The organism is Propionicimonas sp. (assembly GCF_047606205.1).
Classification (GTDB): Bacteria; Actinomycetota; Actinomycetes; order Propionibacteriales; family Propionibacteriaceae; genus Propionicimonas.
This window is the reverse complement of the sequence record NZ_JASGES010000242.1, coordinates 1-16,734: the sequence shown is the minus strand read 5'-3', so window position 1 is coordinate 16,734 and position 16,734 is coordinate 1. Positions and strand designations below refer to the sequence as shown.

Below are 16,734 nucleotides of genomic sequence, written 5' to 3'. Positions count from 1 at the left end.
GACCTGGTCGCCGAGGCCGTGGTGAGCGCGGTGGACCCCTTCACCCACGCGGACCTCACCCGCGAGCGACCGGACCTGCGCACGGCCCGCCGGCTGCTGCGGGCGCCCGGTGGCGGCCCGCTGTGGACATCGTGGCGCACCCTGCTGGACCTGCCGCGACTGCAGCCCGCACGGCCGGGGGTGATCGTCGCCTCGGCGTGGTCGCCGGGTGGCACGGACGGGTGGGCGCAACTGTTGAGCGGAGCCCTGGCCGCCTACCGCGTCCACGCCGAGCTGACCGGTGAGGACATGCGCCCCCGCAACAAGGACTACCGGCCCGGCCCCCTGCCGCGGCGGCTCTGAGGTCGCCCCGGGCGCGACCGGCGGCTCAGGCGAGCACGGTGATCTCGACCTCGACGAACAGGTCGGAGGACTGCGATCCGGAGTAGACGCCCTTCAGGGGCGTCACGTCGAAGTAGTCCCGGCCGACGCCGACCTCGACGTGGAAGTCGCCCGGGGCGGTGTCGTTGGTCGGGTCGAGCCCGACCCACGCGCCGTCCCAGTACTGCAGCCAGGCATGGGACTCCCCGGTCCGGGCCTCGCCCACGACGGGCGCCGCGTTGGGCATCACATAGCCGGACACATAGCGGGTCGGGATCCCCACGCCGCGCAGTGCGCCGAGGCCGAGGTGCACCAGGTCCTGGCAGACCCCGGCCCTCGCCTCCCAGACCGCGGTGGCCGTCGTGCTCACCTCGGTCGACCCTGGCACGTAGGCGACGCGGTCGCGGATCCGCTCGATGATGGCGCGGACGGCGTCGACCGGTCGGGCGGACGATTTCGCCGCCTCCGCGGCGAACCGGCGCAGTTCCGACGGCGGTTCGACATGCTCCGACGGGGCGAGGAACTCGATCTGCTGGTCACACAGCGACTCCTCGGCCAGGTCCTCCCAACTGGCCCCGGGACCCTCGGCGAGCCGGTCCCCGACGTCCACGGTCGACGTCGCCACCACGTCCATCCGGCTGTGCGGCTCGGCGATCTCGAACGCGGTGACCGGCGTGCCCCAGTAGTCGACGAACGAGTGCGACCAGGCCATCGGAGAGATGTCCAGACGAGTGGCGAGCACGTACTGCTCCCTGGTCGCGCGCGGGGTCATCCTCACCTCGTTGTGCGAGGCGCTGACCATGCCGTCGTACCGGTAGCCGGTGTGGTGGACGATGCGCAGTTGCCGCCCCATCAGATGCCTCCGCTCCAGGTGGCGGCGGTGGCGCCGCTGAAGTACCGCTGCGTGACCGTCTCGCTGACCTTGTTGCAGATCCGCTGCAGGTCGGTCATCCGCTGCGGCAGGTCTTCGAGGATGCGCCCGGGCGCCCGGTACTCCAGCGCGGCCCGCGCGGTGCCGAGCAGGCGGCGTGCCTCGTCGTCGAAGCCGACCCTGCGGCCACCCGCGAAGTCCAGGTCGGCGAGAGCGGCCTCGGCGGCGGCCAGGTTGTGCACGACCGAACGCGGGAACAGCCGGTCGAGCAGCAGGAACTCGGCCGCGTCCTTGTCCGTGGTCACTCCCCCGTAGGTGCGGACGAAGGCGTGGTGCGCGCCGCAGCCGCGCAGCACATTGCTCCAGGCGCTCTGGCCGCCGGTGACGTGGGCGTTGGAGATCAGCCGGGCGGTCATGTCGACCCGCTCCAGGCTGCGGCCCAGGGTCAGGAAGTGCCAGCCCTCGTCGTGGCTCATGGTCTGGTCCGCCGTTCCGGAGATGACCGCGCAGCGCTCGCGGACCAGCCGGAACGCCGAGGCGGGGCGCATCCGCTGCAGCCGTCCGCCCTTCACCGAGTTCCAGGTCGTGTTGATCGCTTCCCACATCTCGATCGAGACCGTCTCGCGGGCCCGCCGGGCCGCCTCGCGGGCCCCGCCCAGGGCGGCCGCCACCGAGCAGGGCGACAAGGGGTCGTAGCACAGCACCCGCAGCACCTCGCCGGTGTCCGTGGCCTCCGCCTCCGGCGCGCCCATCACGGCCAGCAGGTTCAGCGCGGCGTCGTCCTGATCCACGGTCGGGTCGTCGAGCAGCAGCTGGAGGTGCACCTCGACGATCCGGGTGGTGTCCTCGGCCCGCTCGAGGTACCGGCCGATCCAGAACAGGGACTCGGCGATCCGGCTCAGCACACCGCACCGCCGATCCTCGCCTGCTGCTGTTGCTGGGCCTGCTGCTGCTGCACCAGCTCCGCGCCGAGATCGGCCTGCGGGACGCCCGAGACGGCCTCGCGGGGACGGCGCCGGCGCCGGTTGCCGCGGACGCCGTCGCGGGCGAGCACCCAGGTGTCCTTGGAACCGCCGCCCTGGCTGGAGTTCACGATCAGCTCGCCCTCGGGCAGCGCGACCCGGGTCAGCCCGCCCGGCAGCACGTACACGCCGTCGCCGGAGTTCACGGCGAACGGCCTCAGGTCGACGTGGCGCGGGGCCATCTTCCCGTCGATCATCGTCGGCACGGTGGACAGCTGCACGACCGGCTGGGCGATCCAGCCGCGCGGATCCTTCAGGATCTTCGCGCGCAGGGCGTCCAGTTGCCGGGGCGTGGCCCGCGGGCCGATCACGATCCCCTTGCCGCCCGACCCGTCGACGGGCTTCAGCACGAGCTCGGACAGCCGGTCCATGACCTCCTCGCGGTGCGAGGGCTCCTCCATCCGCCACGTGTCGACGCTGGCCAGCTTCGGCTCCTCGTGGAGGTAGTACCGGATCAGGTCGGGAATGTAGGTGTAGACGAGCTTGTCGTCGGCCACCCCGTTGCCGATCGCGTTGGCGATGGTGACGTTGCCCGCCCGCGCCGCGGTGACCAGGCCCGCGCAGCCGAGCATCGAGTCGGACTTGAACTGGGCGGGGTCGAGGAACTCGTCGTCGACGCGGCGGTAGATGACGTGGACGGGCTTGAGGCCCTGGGTGGTGCGGATCGACACCCGCCCGTTGTGACAGACCAGGTCGCGGCCCTCGACCAGCTCGACGCCCATCATCCGGGCCAGCAGCGCGTGCTCGAAGTAGGCGGAGTTGTACACGCCGGGAGTGAGCACGACCACGGTCGGGTCGCTGACGCCGCTCGGAGCGGCCGCCCGCAGCGCCGCCAGCAGGTGCAGCGGGTAGCCCTCGACCGGACGGATCCGGTGCCGCGTGGTCACCTCCGGCAGCGCGGAGAACATCGCCCTGCGGTTGGTCATCACGTAGGAGACCCCCGACGGCACCCGGACGTTGTCCTCCAGCACGCGGAACCGTCCGACCTCGTCACGGACCAGGTCGATGCCGGCGACGTGGCACCGGACACCGTTGGGCATCCGGACGCCGGCCATCACCCGGTGGTAGTGCGGCGAGGTGACCACGACCCGGCGCGGGATCACCCGGTCCCGGAAGACCCTGCCCTCGCCGTAGACGTCGGAGAGGAACGCCTCGAGGGCCCGGACACGCTGGGCGACACCCTCCTCCACCTCGGCCCACTCGTCGGCGAGCAGCACCCGGGGGACGATGTCGAGCGGGAACGGGCGCTCCTCGCCACCGATGTCGAAGGTGACGCCCTGGTCGAGGTAGGTCGACTTGAGGTACTCGGCACGGGCCCTGACCTCGTCGGAGTCGAGCTTCGCCAGCTGCCGGAGCACCGATCCGTAGGCCACCCGGACGCCCTCGGCACCCACCACCTCGTCGAAGGCCCTCGGGGTGCCGGCGTAATCGCGAAACAGCAGGCTCACGGTGGTCAGGTTAGGCCGGGCGTGTAACGGACGGAATCCTTGCGTGTTTCAGCGGCATGTCGAAAGGCCCTGGCCCGGCCGTCCGGTTCAGCCCCGCTGCCGCGGCTTCCTGCCCTGTCGCTTCCCCGCGTCCGACCCCACCCGGGACAGCTCGATCAGCTTTCCGGAGATCCGGGTGTCGGCGAGCGCGTCCCACGCGCCCTGCGGAAGCTGCGCGGGCAGCTCCACCAGCGAGTGGTCGATCCGGATGTCGATGTGCCCGAAGTCGTCCCTGCCCAGGCCGCCCTCGTTGGCGAGCGCGCCCACGATCTGACGGGGCTGCACGCGGTGCCGCCGGCCCACGTTGATCCGGTAGGTGGCGAACTCGCGCTGGCCCCGCTGCCGCGGTTCGCGCGTCCCACGACCCTCGCCGCGCCCCGGCCGCTCGGCTCCCTCGCCCCCCCTGCCCACACGCTCCCGCTCGCCGGCCGGCGCCTCGGCGCCCTCCTCCAGCAGCAGCGGCACGTCCCCCTGCAGCACCACGGCGAGCGCCGCGGCCACGTCCAGCTCCGGCACGTCGTGCTCGCGCACGTAGTGGGTGACGACGTCCCGGAAGAAGTCGACGGTCTCGGACTCCAGCGCTGCGGTGATCGCGTCGTCGAACTTGCCCAGGCGGGTGCTGTTCACGTCGTCGATGGTCGGCAGCGGCATCGGGGCGACCTCCTGCCGGGTCGCCTTCTCGATCGCGTGGAGCAGCCGGAACTCCTTCGGCGTGACGAACGAGATCGCGTCGCCGGACCGGCCGGCCCGCCCGGTGCGACCGATCCGGTGCACGTAGGACTCGGTGTCGGTGGGGATGTCGTAGTTCACCACGTGGCTGATCCGGTCGACGTCGAGGCCGCGGGCGGCCACGTCGGTGGCGACGAGGATGTCGAGCCGGCCGTCCTTCAGCTGGTTGATCGTCCGCTCCCGCTGCGCCTGGGCGACGTCGCCGTTCAGCGCGACGGCGGAGAACCCGCGCGCCCGCAGCCGCTCGGCGAGCTGCTCGGTCTCCTGCTTGGTGCGGGCGAAGATGATCATCGCCTCGAAGTTCTCGGTCTCGAGGATGCGGGTGAGGGCGTCCAGCTTCTTGGAGTGCGGCACCTTCAGGTAGCGCTGCCTGGTGGTGACGACCGTCGTCGTGGAGGTCTTGATGTGGACCTCCACCGGATCGGTGAGGTACTTCTTGGCGATCTTCCGGATCGGCGCCGGCATGGTCGCGGAGAACAGGGCCACCTGCTTGTCGGCGGGGGTGTCGGCCAGGATCGTCTCGACATCCTCCGCGAAGCCCATCTTCAGCATCTCGTCGGCCTCGTCGAGAACCAGGAACCGCAGCCTGGTCAGGTCGAGGGTGCCCTTCTCGAGGTGGTCGATCACGCGTCCGGGCGTCCCCACCACGACCTGGACGCCGCGGCGCAGGGCGCTCAGCTGCACGCCGTAGCCCTGGCCCCCGTACACGGGCAGGACGTGGACGCCGGGCAGGTGGGTGCTGTAGCTGGCGAAAGCCTCGCAGACCTGCAGGGCCAGCTCCCGGGTGGGGCACAGGACCAGCGCCTCCGGCTGCTTCTGGGCGTGGGTGAGGCCGTTCAGGACCGGGAGCGCGAAGGCTGCCGTCTTGCCGGTGCCGGTCTGGGCCCGGCCGACGACGTCGTGGCCGGCCAGCAGGGGCGGGATCGTCGCGGCCTGGATCGCCGTCGGCGTCTCGTAGCCGAGTTCCCGCACCGCCCTGAGCAAACGGGGGTCGAGTCCGAGATCGTCGAAGCGCGGCGGGACGGGGTCGAGGGAAGGCTCACTCACCGGTGGAGTCTACAGGTGCGGGTGCCAGGACAGGTCGCCGGGCTCAGTCGTCGGCGAACCGGCGCCCGGGCTCGGTGCTGATCACCATCGTTGCGGCGAGCCGGTCGTAGACCGTCCGTCCGTCGCCGTGGACGAGCGAGACCAGATATCCGCAGGGGACGGCGAGGGCGAGGGCGAGCCCCACCCACGCGGAGGGGCCGCCGCCGACGACCGAGGAGACGGCGGCGAGGTGGAGCAGCGTCCAGGGCAGCCCGAGCTTGAGCAGGTTGCGCGCGAGGGAACGTGCCCACCCGATCCGCTCCCCGCCGGGGTCGTGACGAACGCGCAGCCCGAACCTCAGCTTGCCCGGGGTGGCCTCGTAGCGCCCGGCCTCGAGGGCGGTGAGGCCGACCGTCACCGGGAGGACCACGGCCGCGATGCCGGCCAGGTTCACCCCGAGCAGACCGATCCCGCCCAGGGCCCCCGCGGAAGCGAGCCAGAGGATGGCGGCTCCGGCCAGCAGTGCCCAGGCCAGCAGCAGGGCGAGGTCGATCAGGCCGGCGAGGAGCCGGCGCTTCGCTGTGCTGGTCACCGGAAGAGGGTACCGTCCGTCCTCACGACGAGCGGTCCGCCGCCTCGGCACCCTTCAGCAACCCGTACAGGACGGCGTTCACCGGTACCGGGACGCCGAGGTCGCCACCGAGCGCGACGACCGTGCCGGCGAAGCTGTCCACCTCCGTCGGGCGGCCGGCGAGGACGTCCTGGGCCATCGAGGTGTAGTTGTCCGGGCCGAGACCGGCCAGCACCTCCAGCCAGCGGTCGAGGTCGTGCTCGTCCAGCGCCACACCGCGGGCGTTCGCCACCGCGATCACCTCGCGCTGGGCGGCGATCATCACCGCCCGGGCCGGGCTCGCGGGATTCTGCAACACCCGGTACGGCACCCGGCACAGGGCGGAGACCTGGTTCACCCCGACGTTGATCAGCCACTTCCACCACAGCTGGTGCACCATGTCGGACGGGACGGCGCAGTCGATACCGGCGTGGTCGAGCAGCGCGGCGACCGCGGCGACCTGCGCGGACCGTGGCCCGGGGTTCACCGGCTCGCCGAGCAGGATCCGGCCCAGCGAGGTGAACCGGACGTCGCGCCCGTTCCGGACGGCGTCGATGCCCACGCTCACGGCCAGCAGCACGGTGGCGGCGGGGAACGCCCGCGCGAGCACCTCCTCGCTGTCGATACCGTTGAGCAGGCTCAGCACCACCGTGCGGTCGGTGACGCAGGGCCGGAGGAGTTCGATCGCCTCCTCCAGCGCCGCGCGCTTCACCGCGACGACCGCCAGATCGGCGGGGCCGTCTGCTCCGGTCGAGAGCGGGAAGTCGTAGGCCCTGCCGTTGACGACCGTGGGACGCCCGGCGTACCGGCCCGATCGTCCCGCGTCGAGGAGAACCCGCAGGTCGCATCCGGCGTCGACGAGCCGACTGGCGTAGGCCGCACCGATCGCACCGAGGCCGACCAGGACGATCCGGGCCGACATCAGTCGCCCAGGGGGCCGAACCTCGCCCCGCGCGCCGTGAGCTCCGCCTCGCCGCCGTCCTCGGCGGTGAGCACCCACAGCCCGCGCCCGGTCAGCGCGACCGTGTGCTCCCAGTGGCTGGCCAGCGAGCCGTCCCTGGTCACGACCGTCCACTCGTCGTCGAGCGTGGCCGTGGCGGCCGAGCCGGCCGTCACCATCGGCTCGATCGCCAGGCAGACGCCCTTGGTGAGCAGCTCTCCGCGTCCCCGCCGACCGGTGTTGGGCACATCGGGGTCCTGGTGCATGGCCGTCCCGATGCCGTGACCGGTGTACTCCGAGACGATGCCGTACCGGCGTGGATGGGAGCGGACGGAGGACTCGACCGCGTGGGAGATGTCCCCGATCCGGCCACCGACGCGCGCCGCCACCACACCCGCCCACATGGCCTGCCTGGTGACCTCACTGAGCGCCTCCGCCTCCGGCGAAGGGGTGCCGACGGCGAACGTGATCGCGGAGTCACCGTGCCAGCCGGCCAGGGAGACCCCGAAGTCGACGCTGACCAGGTCACCGTCGGCGAGGACGTGGTCGCCCGGGATGCCGTGGACGATCTCGGAGTTGACCGAGATGCAGGTCACCGCGGGGAACGGCGGCAGCCCGAAGCCGCCGCCGTAGCCGAGGAACGACGACGTCGCACCGGCGCGGGCGATGCCCTCGCGCGCGATGGCGTCGAGGTCCGCGGTGGCGATGCCGGGACGGGCAGCGTCCCTGACGGTCTGCAGGATGCGTCCCACCACCAACCCGGCGGCACGCATCTTCAGGATCTGCTCGGAGGTCTTCACCTCGATCGAGGAGCGTCGAGCCATCGTCGAACCTGCCGATCCCTGCGAGCCGGAAGGCTCAGGCGAGCTTCGCGTCGAGCGCCGTGGTGATCCGCGCCGCGACCTCGTCGACGGTGCCGATGCCGTCCACCTCGACGAGCAGCCCTCGGCCGCGGTAGGTCGCCAGCAGCGGGTCGGTCGCCTCGGAGTAGATCTCCATCCGGTGACGAATCGTCTCGGCGTTGTCGTCGGCGCGTCCCTCGAGTTCCGCACGCTTGAGCAGCCGTCCGACCAGGACGTCGGTGTCCGCGACCAGGGAGATGACCGCGTCCAGCGCCTGTCCCGTCCTGGCCAGCTCGGCGTCCAACGCGTCCACCTGGCCGGACGTGCGGGGGTAGCCGTCGAGCAGCCAGCCCTCGCCGGCGTCCGACTGGCCGAGCCGGTCGGCGACGATCGCATTGGTCACGGTGTCCGGAACGTAGCCGCCGTCGGCCATGATCCTGGACACCTCCTGACCCAGCGGCGTCTGGTTCTTCACGTTGGTTCTGAAAATGTCTCCGGTCGAGATGGCCGGAATGCCGTAATGGGCGGCGATGCCCACGGCCTGGGTTCCCTTCCCCACACCGGGAGGGCCCATGATGAGAAGTCTCACCTCAGGAATCCTTCATAGTTCCGTTGCTGCAACTGGCTCTGGATCTGCTTCACAGTGTCCAGACCGACTCCGACGATGATCAGGATCGATGTACCGCCGAAGGGGAATTTGTTGGCCGTGCCGAGCGCGACGAAGGCGATGGCCGGGATCAGCGCGATGATCGCCAGGTACAGCGAGCCGGGCGCGGTGAGCCGGGACAGCACGTGGGCGAGATAGCGCTCGGTGGGCTTGCCTGCCCGGACGCCGGGGATGAAGCCGCCGTACTTCTTCATGTTGTCGCTGACCTCGACCGGGTCGAAGGTGATCGAGACGTAGAAGTAGGCGAACGCGATGATCAGGACGAAGAAGATCGCCTCGTACACGATGTTGCCGGTGGTGAGGTAGGTCGAGATCCAGGTGGAGACCGGGTTGGGGTTGTCGGTCGTGCCGGGCTGGAACTGGGCGTACAGGATCGGCAGGTAGAGCATCGAGGAGGCGAAGATGACCGGGATGACGCCGGCCTGGTTGACCTTCATCGGGATGTAGGTCGTCGAGCCGCCGAGCAGCCGGCGTCCGACCATGCGCTTGGCGTACTGCACCGGGATCCGGCGCTGCGCCTGCTCCATGAAGATGACACCCGCCATCACGGCCAGGCCGATGATCAGCACGATGATGAAGTAGAACCAGCCCTGGGCGCCCTCGTGGCTCTCCTTGATGGCCCACAGCGATGCGGGGAACTGAGCGGCGATCTGGGTGAAGATCATCACCGACATGCCGTTGCCGACACCGCGGTCGGTGATCAGTTCGCCGAGCCACATGATCACGCCGGTGCCGGCGGTCATGGTCAGGATCATGGTGATGATCGGGAAGATGCTCTTGTCGTAGACCAGGTCCAGCGAGCAGCCCTGGAACAGCTGGCCGTTCACGGCCAGGGTCACGTAGGCGGTCGACTGCAGCACCGCGAGCACCAGGGTCAGGTACCGCGTGTACTGGGTGATCTTCTGGGTGCCGGACGCACCCTCCTTCTTCAGCGCCTCGAGCCGCGGGATCACCACGGTGAGCAGCTGGAGGATGATGCTGGCGGTGATGTAGGGCATGATGCCCAGCGCGAAGATCGCCATCTGGAGCAGCGCGCCGCCCGAGAACAGCTGGATCATCGAATACAGGCCCGACGCGTCGCCGCTGGTGGCCTGGGCCCGGCAGGAGTCGACGTTCACGATGTTGACGTTGGGCGTCGGAATCGTCGAGCCCAGCCGGAAGACCGCGAGGATCATCAGCGTGAACAGGATCTTCCTGCGCAGGTCAGGCGTCCGTAGCGCGTTCGCGAATGCGGAGAGCATGTAGTGGACCCACTCCTTACTTCGAGGCACTGTCCGTACAGCGCCGTCGGCGTCGGCGTCGCTGCGGCACCCCGCCCAGACAACCCGATGAACTCTATCAAGCCGGACCCCAGTTTCCCGCATCGGCCGGGACTGCCCCGCTTCCTGCTCCCGACTCCACCGGCCGGCCGCCCCCCGCCCGGACTTGCCCCACCCCCGTCCGCCCACCCTCCACCCCGCCTTTGCTCCCGAAAAGTGGCTTCGCTCCCCGAATTCGGGGGGCAAAGCCACTTTTCGGGAGCGAACCGCACTCAGACGACCTCCAGGTGGCCCCTGATCAGTTCGGGACGGGCCTGCCGGAAGGCCGACTCGATGCGCCGCCGCAGCGCCGCGGGGTCCGCGAGGTCGGCCCAGGTCCACCTGACCACCACCCAGCCTGCCTCCCGCAGCCGCGCCTCCCTGCGCTTCTCCTGCATCACGGCCTGCGCGACCTCCTCCGCCGTACCGACGTACTTGATCCTCCCGTCGAACTCGCCGAGCACGCCCTGCTGCTCCCACCCGAAGTCCGTTCGGGCCAGCCAGTTGCCCTCCTCGTCGAAGACGTTCAGCTGGAGCTGCGGACGCACGAGTCCCGCTGCCGCGAGCCGGACGCGGCTGAGTGACTCCCCCACGCTCTCCGAGCGGCCGTCCGCGAAGGCCAGTGCTGCGCGCGCCGTGCTGATGCCGTGCCGCCCGCGTCCTTCGACGACGGTCCGTTCCAGCACGCCGGAGTCCGCTCCCGCGTGCAGCGCGGCGTCCATGACGACAACAGCGCGCTCGTACGGGAGGAGGCAAGCGAGGTCCGCCGCTGTGCGCTCGATGGTGGTGACCGTGAGTCCGTCCACCTGGGTGACCTCCGAGTCGACGACGGGCGTGCAGCGGACGTGGAGGTTGCGGCGGCGGGAGCCATGGCCCGGCGTCCGGCGGAGCACGGTCACCCGCCCGAGCATCGCTTCCCACGAAGGGAGCCCGTGAACGACCCCGGCGCTGGCGTGGCTCAGGACGGTTCCTGGCGCGAGGACCGGGGCCGTGCCGAGCACGAGCAGCAGGTGGCGCTCGGCCATCTCCGTGGGCGCTTCGTCCGCGAACGCGCCGTGGCGGACGCGGAACAATTCTCCTGATCGCTCGAGGCGGGCGCGCATCTCCTGGGTCTGCCCGATGCCGGCGAGCTCGCGGGTTCGAATCACCACCATGACGGAAGTCCACGGCCGCGGCGGTCGTCCTCGCAACCCGTCGAGAGCAACGGACAACACCTGCCGGCGAATTGGCAACACCCTGTGCGCCCGCTGTCAGCCCTTGGGCGAGTCTCACCCGTCGCACCCGTCCGGTTTGCTCCCGAAAGGGGGCTTTGCTCCCCGAATTCGGGGAGCAAAGCCCCCTTTCGGGAGCGTTTGGCGCGAGGGGGCGCGGACCGGGGCCGGACATCGGGGGCCGGGGGCCGAGGTGGGGACGCGACGAGGCCCCCGGCGCGTGCCGGGGGCCTCGTTACGCGATCGACTACAGCTCGGTGGCGGTGCCGCCGGCCTTCTCGATCTTCGCCTTGGCGGACGCGGAGAACGCGTGCGCGCTGACCTGCACGGCCACGGAGATCTCCCCGTTGCCGAGCACCTTGACCAGCTGGCCGTCGCGGACGGCGCCCTTCTCCACCAGGTCGGCCGGGGTCACCGCGCCGCCGGAGGGGAACAGGTCGGCGAGCCGGGCCACGTTGACCACCTGGTACTCCACGCGGAACGGGTTGTTGAAGCCGCGAAGCTTCGGCAGCCGCATGTGCAGCGGCATCTGCCCGCCCTCGAAGTTCTCCGGGGTGTTCTTCCGTGCACCGGTGCCCTTGGTGCCGCGACCGGCGGTCTTGCCCTTGGAGCCTTCACCGCGACCCACACGGGTCTTCTCGGTCTTGGCTCCGGGTGCCGGACGCAGGTGATGAACCTTCAGTGCCATGTCACTCGACCTCCTCGACGGCGACGAGGTGCGGGATCGTCTTGACCATGCCGACGAGTTCAGGACGGTCCTCGATCACCACCACGTCACCGATGCGCTTCAGACCCAGCGAGCGCAGGGTCTCGCGCTGGTTCTGCTTGCCACCGATCCCAGACTTGATCTGGGTCACCTTCAGCCTGCTCATGCGTGCGCACCTTCCTCACGCGCCCGCAGGATGGCAGCCGGGGTGACCTCGGCCACCGAGAGACCGCGGCGCTTGGCCACCGACTCCGGCTCCTCCAGGCTCTGCAGGGCCGCGACCGTGGCGTGCACCACGTTGATCGCGTTGTCCGAGCCGAGCGACTTGGCGAGCACGTCGTGCACGCCCGCGCACTCCAGCACGGCCCGGGCCGAGCCGCCGGCGATCACGCCGGTGCCCGGGGAGGCCGGACGGAGCATCACGACACCGGCAGCCTTCTCGCCCTGCACCGGATGGGGAATCGTCCCCTGCACCCGGGGCACGCGGAAGAAGTGCTTCTTGGCCTCCTCGACACCCTTGGCGATCGCCGCGGGCACCTCCTTGGCCTTGCCGTAGCCGACGCCGACCGTGCCCTCGCCGTCGCCCACCACGACCAGCGCGGTGAAGCTGAACCGGCGACCTCCCTGGACGACCTTCGCGACACGATTGATCGCGACGACCCGCTCCAGGTAGTTGCTCTTCTCCTTCTCGGCGGCCTGGTCGCGGCCACGACGGTCTTCACGGCCGCCGCGACGCTGCTGATCGCCGGTACCTGCACCGCCACCGCGGCGCTGGGTTCCATTCATCGTAAGCTTGCCCTTTCGATCCGTCAGAATCCGAGACCGGCCTCGCGGGCGCTGTCAGCCAGCGCCGCGATCCGTCCGTGGTACTTGTTGCCCGCGCGATCGAAGACGACGTTCTCCACGCCCGCCTTCTTCGCGCGCTCGGCCACGAGCTTGCCGACAGCCTTCGCCTTCTCGGACTTGTCGCCGGTCTCGGCGCGAAGCTCCAGGGACGAGGCGGACGCGAGGGTCACACCGGCGGTGTCGTCGACGACCTGAGCGGCGATGTGCCGGCTGGACCGGAACACCACCAGGCGCGGACGCTCGGTCGTGCCGGCGATCTTCTTGCGACCCCGGGCCTGCCGACGCAGTCGCGCGGCAGCCTTGTCCGCCATGCCCCTGTTCGAGGACAGTGAGATAGCCATCACTTACCAGCCTTTCCAACCTTGCGACGAACCCGCTCGCCGGCGTAACGCACGCCCTTGCCCTTGTACGGCTCGGGCTTGCGGATCTTGCGGATGTTGGCCGCGACCTCGCCCACTGCCTGCTTGTCGATCCCGTAGACGGTGAACCTCGTGTTGCTCTCCACCGAGAACGTGATGCCCGCGGGGGCGTTCACGACCACGGGGTGGGAGAACCCGAGATTGAACTCCAGCTGCTCGGGACCCTTGAAGATCACCCGGTAGCCGACGCCGACGATCTCGAGCTTCTTCTCGTAGCCCGCGGTGACACCGGTCACCATGTTCGCGACCAGCGTGCGGGTGAGCCCGTGCAGCGAGCGGCTCTCCCGCTCGTCGTCCGGACGGCTCACCTCGAGCTCGCCGCTGTCGTTGCGCGCAACCCTGATCGGCTCGGCGACGGTGTGCTGCAGGGTGCCCTTGGGCCCCTTCACCGACACCGTCTGGCCGTCGAGGCTGACCTCGACCCCGGCCGGAATGGCGATCGGGAGCCTGCCAATTCGTGACATCTGTTCAGCTCCTTCTTCTCACCAGACGTAGGCGAGGACTTCGCCGCCGACGCTTCGAGAGTTGGCCTCCCGGTCGGTCAGAAGACCCTGGGAGGTGGAAATGATCGCGATGCCCATGCCACCGAGCACCTTGGGCAGCGCGGTGGACTTGGCGTAGACACGCAGGCCGGGCTTCGAGATCCGGCGCACGCCGGCGATCGACCGCTCGCGGTTGGTCCCGTACTTGAGGGTGAGCGTGAGGGTCTTGCCGACCTCGCCGGCCGCCGGATCGAGCACCTCGAAGCCGGCGATGTAGCCCTGAGCCTTCAGGATCTCGGCGATCCCCACCTTGATCTTGCTGTGCGGCATGGACGTCGACTCGTGGTACGCCTGGTTGGCGTTCCGGAGCCGGGTCAGCATGTCCGCGATCGGATCGGTCATGGTCATGACGTGTGATGCCTCTTTCTCGCCACGGTTTCCACCCTCGGGTGGACCTTCAGCGGGTTGGGTTGGTTCCTGGTACTGCTCACCAGGAGGACTTGGTGACGCCCGGCAGCTCGCCCGCGTGGGCGAGTTCCCGCACGCAGATCCGGCACAGGCCGAACTTGCGGTAGACGGCCTTCGGCCGGCCGCACTTGCTGCAGCGGGTGTAGGCACGGACGGCGAACTTCGGCTTACGAGCCTGCTTCACCTTCAGAGCGGTCTTGGCCATGAGTCAGTTCACCTCTTCTTCTTGCCCGTGAACGCCGGGCCCTTCTTCTTCGCGGCCTTGGCGACCTCGTCGGCCGGGGCCTTGAACGGGAAGCCGAGCGCCTTCAGCAGCGCGCGACCCTCGTCGTCGGTGGTGGCCGTGGTCACGAACGTGATGTCCATGCCCCGCAGCTTGTCGATCCGGTCCTGGTCGATCTCGTGGAACATCACCTGCTCGGTCAGACCGAAGGTGTAGTTGCCCTTGCCGTCGAACTGCCGGGCGGACAGGCCGCGGAAGTCGCGGATCCGGGGCAGGGCCAGGGTCAGCAGCCGGTCGGCGAACTCCCACATCCGGTCACCGCGCAGGGTCACGTGGCAGCCGATCGGCATGCCCTCGCGCAGCTTGAACTGCGCGATCGACTTGCGGGCCTTCGTCACGGTCGGCTTCTGGCCGGTGATCGCGGTGAGGTCGCGCACGGCGGCGTCGATCACCTTCGAGTCACGGGCCGCCTCGCCGACACCCATGTTCACCACGATCTTCACCAGACCGGGGATCTGCATGACGTTGTCGTAGGAGAACTCCTGGTTGAGCGCAGGGGCGATCTCGGAGCGGTACTTCTCCTTCAGCCGCGGCAGGCTCTTCGTCTCGGTCGCAGTGGCGGCCATCAGATTTCCTTCCCGGTCTTGCGGGCGACCCGGACGCTGCGCTCGGCCGAGTACTCGGTCCCGTCCGCGCGACGCTTGGTCACCTCCTGGCGCTCGTAGCCGACCCGGGTCACCACATCCTTGCCGTCGACCTTCACGACCAACTGCACGTTGGACGCGTCGATCGGGGCCTCGGTGGTGATGATCCCGGCGGCATTGTTCTGCCTGGTCTGGTTGTTCTGGGTCTCGCGCTTGTGCTTCTTCACAAGGTTCACGCCCTGGACGATCACCCGGCCGGCCTGCGGGTCCACGGAGATGATCTCCCCGATCCGGCCCTTGTCCTTCCCGGCGATGACCTTGACGCGGTCACCCTTCTTCACGTGCATGCTCACAACACCTCCGGCGCGAGCGAGATGATTCGCATGTACTTCTTCTCGCGCAGTTCACGGCCGACCGGACCGAAGATGCGGGTGCCGCGAGGCTCCCCGTCGTTCTTCAGGATCACGGCGGCGTTCTCGTCGAACTTGATGTAGGAGCCGTCCGGACGACGGGTCTCCTTCACCGTGCGGACGACGACCGCCTTCACGACCTCGCCCTTCTTCACGTTGCCACCGGGGATGGCGTCCTTGACCGTGGCGACGATCTTGTCGCCCAGGCCGGCGTAGCGACGCTTGGAGCCACCCAGCACGCGGATGCAGAGGAGTTCCTTCGCACCGGTGTTGTCGGCGACCTTGAGTCGCGTCTCCTGCTGGATCATTGTCAATCTCTCCTGGTCACTTGGCCTTTTCGAGGACCTCGACCAGACGCCACCGCTTGGTCGCGGAGGTCGGCCGGGTCTCCATCACCCGAACGCGGTCACCGACGCCGGCCTCGTTGGCCTCGTCGTGCGCCTTGAGCTTCTCGGACTTCGTCATGACCTTGCCGTACAGGGGGTGCTTGACCCGCTGCTCGATCTTGACCACGACCGTCTTGTCCATCTTGTCGGACACGACGATGCCCTCGCGCACCTTGCGGGCGCCGTTGCGGCTCTCGCTCTCGGTGTTCACAGTCTCGCTCATCTGACTCACTTGTCCTCATCCGGGTCGGGCACGATGCCCAGGTTGCGCTCCTGGATCACGGTGTAGATGCGGGCGATGTCCTTGCGGGCCTCGCGCAGCCGCCCGTGGGATTCCAGCTGGCCGGTCGCGGCGGCGAAGCGGAGCCCGAACAGCTCCTCCTTCAGCTCGACCACCTTGGCGTTGAGCTCCTCACGGGAAAGCCCGCGCAGCTCGTTGGCCGTCACTGTGTTGGCCATCAGATGTCACCTACTTCCCGCTTGATGAAGCGAGCCTTGAACGGCAGCTTGTGGATGGCCAGGCGCATGGCCTCGCGGGCCACCGGCTCGTCCACACCCGAGAGCTCGAAGAGCACGCGGCCCGGCTTGATGTTGGCGATCCACCACTCCGGCGAACCCTTGCCGGAGCCCATCCGGGACTCCGCGGGGTGCTTGGTCATCGGACGGTCCGGGTAGACGTTGATCCAGACCTTGCCGCCACGCTTGATGTGACGGGTCATGGCGATACGGGCGCTCTCGATCTGACGGTTGGTCAGGTACGAGGACTCCAGCGCCTGGATGCCGTAGTCACCGAAGGCGAGCTTGGTGCCGCCCTTGGCCATGCCGGTCCGCTTGGGGTGGTGCTGCTTGCGGTGCTTGACGCGACGTGGAATCAGCATGCTCAGGCTCCTGCGTTCTCTACGGCCTCGGGCGCAGCCGCGCCCTGCGGGGCTGCGTCGGCGGCAACGGAATCGGCGCGACGGCGTCCGCCACGCTCGGGACGATCGCCCCGGCCGGCGCCGCCACCGTCACGACGCGGCCCGCGAGCCGGCCGGCGCTGACCGCCGGCTGCCTGCCGGGCGGCCTTCTGGGCTGCGCGCTCGGCGCG

The 16,734-nt window shown here is 69.6% G+C and carries 23 protein-coding genes and 2 pseudogenes; 1 reads left to right on the top strand and 24 read right to left on the bottom strand.

Translation table 11 applies throughout. From position 1 onward, the window contains the following. A pseudogene (locus QM633_RS15200) lies at positions 1–342 on the top strand (hypothetical protein); the annotation flags it as partial. A 25-nt stretch (positions 343–367) separates the two neighbouring features. Here the strand turns inward: QM633_RS15200 and QM633_RS15195 are convergent. From QM633_RS15195 to QM633_RS15080, 24 genes and pseudogenes are all read right to left on the bottom strand, one after another. Then, a complete protein-coding gene (locus QM633_RS15195; protein WP_415154610.1) occupies positions 368–1,213 on the bottom strand; it encodes a transglutaminase family protein in 846 nt (281 codons plus the stop codon). Continuing rightward, complete coding sequence (locus QM633_RS15190) at positions 1,213–2,136, bottom strand: alpha-E domain-containing protein (protein WP_415154609.1); 924 nt, start codon at positions 2,134–2,136, stop codon at positions 1,213–1,215. Before QM633_RS15190 ends, QM633_RS15195 begins: the two co-directional genes overlap by 1 nt. Then, a complete protein-coding gene (locus QM633_RS15185) occupies positions 2,130–3,701 on the bottom strand; it encodes a circularly permuted type 2 ATP-grasp protein (RefSeq protein ID WP_415154608.1) in 1,572 nt (523 codons plus the stop codon). Before QM633_RS15185 ends, QM633_RS15190 begins: the two co-directional genes overlap by 7 nt. A gap of 87 nt (positions 3,702–3,788) precedes the next feature. Further along, positions 3,789–5,516 (bottom strand): DEAD/DEAH box helicase, encoded by a 1,728-nt coding sequence (locus QM633_RS15180; RefSeq protein ID WP_415154607.1) that lies wholly within the window; start codon positions 5,514–5,516, stop codon positions 3,789–3,791. Positions 5,517–5,559: 43 nt separating this feature from the next. Continuing rightward, positions 5,560–6,087 carry an RDD family protein gene (locus QM633_RS15175; RefSeq protein WP_415154606.1) on the bottom strand — a complete coding sequence of 176 codons (528 nt, stop codon included), beginning with the start codon at positions 6,085–6,087 and terminating at the stop codon, positions 5,560–5,562. Between the two features lie 22 nt (positions 6,088–6,109). Then, a complete protein-coding gene (locus QM633_RS15170; protein WP_415154605.1) occupies positions 6,110–7,027 on the bottom strand; it encodes a ketopantoate reductase family protein in 918 nt (305 codons plus the stop codon). Further along, positions 7,027–7,869, bottom strand: a complete 843-nt coding sequence (gene map, locus QM633_RS15165) for a type I methionyl aminopeptidase (RefSeq protein WP_415154604.1) — start codon at positions 7,867–7,869, stop codon at positions 7,027–7,029. The genes QM633_RS15170 and map overlap by 1 nt, the downstream gene beginning before the upstream one ends. Before the next feature lie 34 nt (positions 7,870–7,903). Further along, a complete protein-coding gene (locus QM633_RS15160) occupies positions 7,904–8,476 on the bottom strand; it encodes an adenylate kinase (RefSeq protein WP_415154603.1) in 573 nt (190 codons plus the stop codon). Then, entirely contained in the window at positions 8,473–9,795 is a 1,323-nt protein-coding gene (secY, locus tag QM633_RS15155; RefSeq protein WP_415154602.1) for a preprotein translocase subunit SecY, read from the bottom strand. The genes QM633_RS15160 and secY overlap by 4 nt, the downstream gene beginning before the upstream one ends. Before the next feature lie 290 nt (positions 9,796–10,085). Next, positions 10,086–11,006, bottom strand: a complete 921-nt coding sequence (locus tag QM633_RS15150) for a hypothetical protein (protein WP_415154601.1) — start codon at positions 11,004–11,006, stop codon at positions 10,086–10,088. A gap of 304 nt (positions 11,007–11,310) precedes the next feature. Next, positions 11,311–11,751 carry a 50S ribosomal protein L15 gene (gene rplO / locus QM633_RS15145; RefSeq protein WP_415154600.1) on the bottom strand — a complete coding sequence of 147 codons (441 nt, stop codon included), beginning with the start codon at positions 11,749–11,751 and terminating at the stop codon, positions 11,311–11,313. Between the two features lies 1 nt (position 11,752). Continuing rightward, positions 11,753–11,935: a 50S ribosomal protein L30 gene (rpmD, locus tag QM633_RS15140; RefSeq protein ID WP_415154599.1), complete on the bottom strand. Its 183-nt coding sequence runs from the start codon at positions 11,933–11,935 to the stop codon at positions 11,753–11,755. Next, the gene (gene rpsE, locus QM633_RS15135; protein WP_415154598.1) at positions 11,932–12,555 is read right to left on the bottom strand and encodes a 30S ribosomal protein S5; all 624 of its coding nucleotides are present in this window, start codon (positions 12,553–12,555) and stop codon (positions 11,932–11,934) included. The genes rpmD and rpsE overlap by 4 nt, the downstream gene beginning before the upstream one ends. Before the next feature lie 23 nt (positions 12,556–12,578). After that, a complete protein-coding gene (rplR, locus tag QM633_RS15130) occupies positions 12,579–12,956 on the bottom strand; it encodes a 50S ribosomal protein L18 (RefSeq protein WP_415154597.1) in 378 nt (125 codons plus the stop codon). Further along, on the bottom strand, positions 12,956–13,498 hold the full coding sequence (gene rplF, locus QM633_RS15125; RefSeq protein ID WP_415154596.1) for a 50S ribosomal protein L6: 543 nt from the start codon (positions 13,496–13,498) through the stop codon (positions 12,956–12,958). Before rplF ends, rplR begins: the two co-directional genes overlap by 1 nt. Positions 13,499–13,516: 18 nt before the next feature. Next, entirely contained in the window at positions 13,517–13,924 is a 408-nt protein-coding gene (gene rpsH, locus QM633_RS15120; RefSeq protein ID WP_415154595.1) for a 30S ribosomal protein S8, read from the bottom strand. Positions 13,925–14,003: 79 nt separating this feature from the next. Then, positions 14,004–14,189: a type Z 30S ribosomal protein S14 gene (locus tag QM633_RS15115; RefSeq protein ID WP_415154594.1), complete on the bottom strand. Its 186-nt coding sequence runs from the start codon at positions 14,187–14,189 to the stop codon at positions 14,004–14,006. 8 nt (positions 14,190–14,197) lie between these two features. Beyond that, a complete protein-coding gene (rplE, locus tag QM633_RS15110; RefSeq protein WP_415154593.1) occupies positions 14,198–14,833 on the bottom strand; it encodes a 50S ribosomal protein L5 in 636 nt (211 codons plus the stop codon). Next, a complete protein-coding gene (gene rplX, locus QM633_RS15105; protein WP_415154592.1) occupies positions 14,833–15,198 on the bottom strand; it encodes a 50S ribosomal protein L24 in 366 nt (121 codons plus the stop codon). Before rplX ends, rplE begins: the two co-directional genes overlap by 1 nt. A gap of 2 nt (positions 15,199–15,200) precedes the next feature. Then, entirely contained in the window at positions 15,201–15,569 is a 369-nt protein-coding gene (rplN, locus tag QM633_RS15100; protein ID WP_098460480.1) for a 50S ribosomal protein L14, read from the bottom strand. A gap of 16 nt (positions 15,570–15,585) precedes the next feature. Continuing rightward, positions 15,586–15,870 (bottom strand): 30S ribosomal protein S17, encoded by a 285-nt coding sequence (rpsQ, locus tag QM633_RS15095; RefSeq protein WP_415154591.1) that lies wholly within the window; start codon positions 15,868–15,870, stop codon positions 15,586–15,588. Positions 15,871–15,875: 5 nt separating this feature from the next. Beyond that, complete coding sequence (rpmC, locus tag QM633_RS15090) at positions 15,876–16,106, bottom strand: 50S ribosomal protein L29 (RefSeq protein WP_415154590.1); 231 nt, start codon at positions 16,104–16,106, stop codon at positions 15,876–15,878. Next, on the bottom strand, positions 16,106–16,525 hold the full coding sequence (rplP, locus tag QM633_RS15085) for a 50S ribosomal protein L16 (RefSeq protein ID WP_415154589.1): 420 nt from the start codon (positions 16,523–16,525) through the stop codon (positions 16,106–16,108). The genes rpmC and rplP overlap by 1 nt, the downstream gene beginning before the upstream one ends. 2 nt (positions 16,526–16,527) lie before the next feature. Then, positions 16,528–16,734: pseudogene (locus QM633_RS15080) on the bottom strand (30S ribosomal protein S3); the annotation flags it as partial.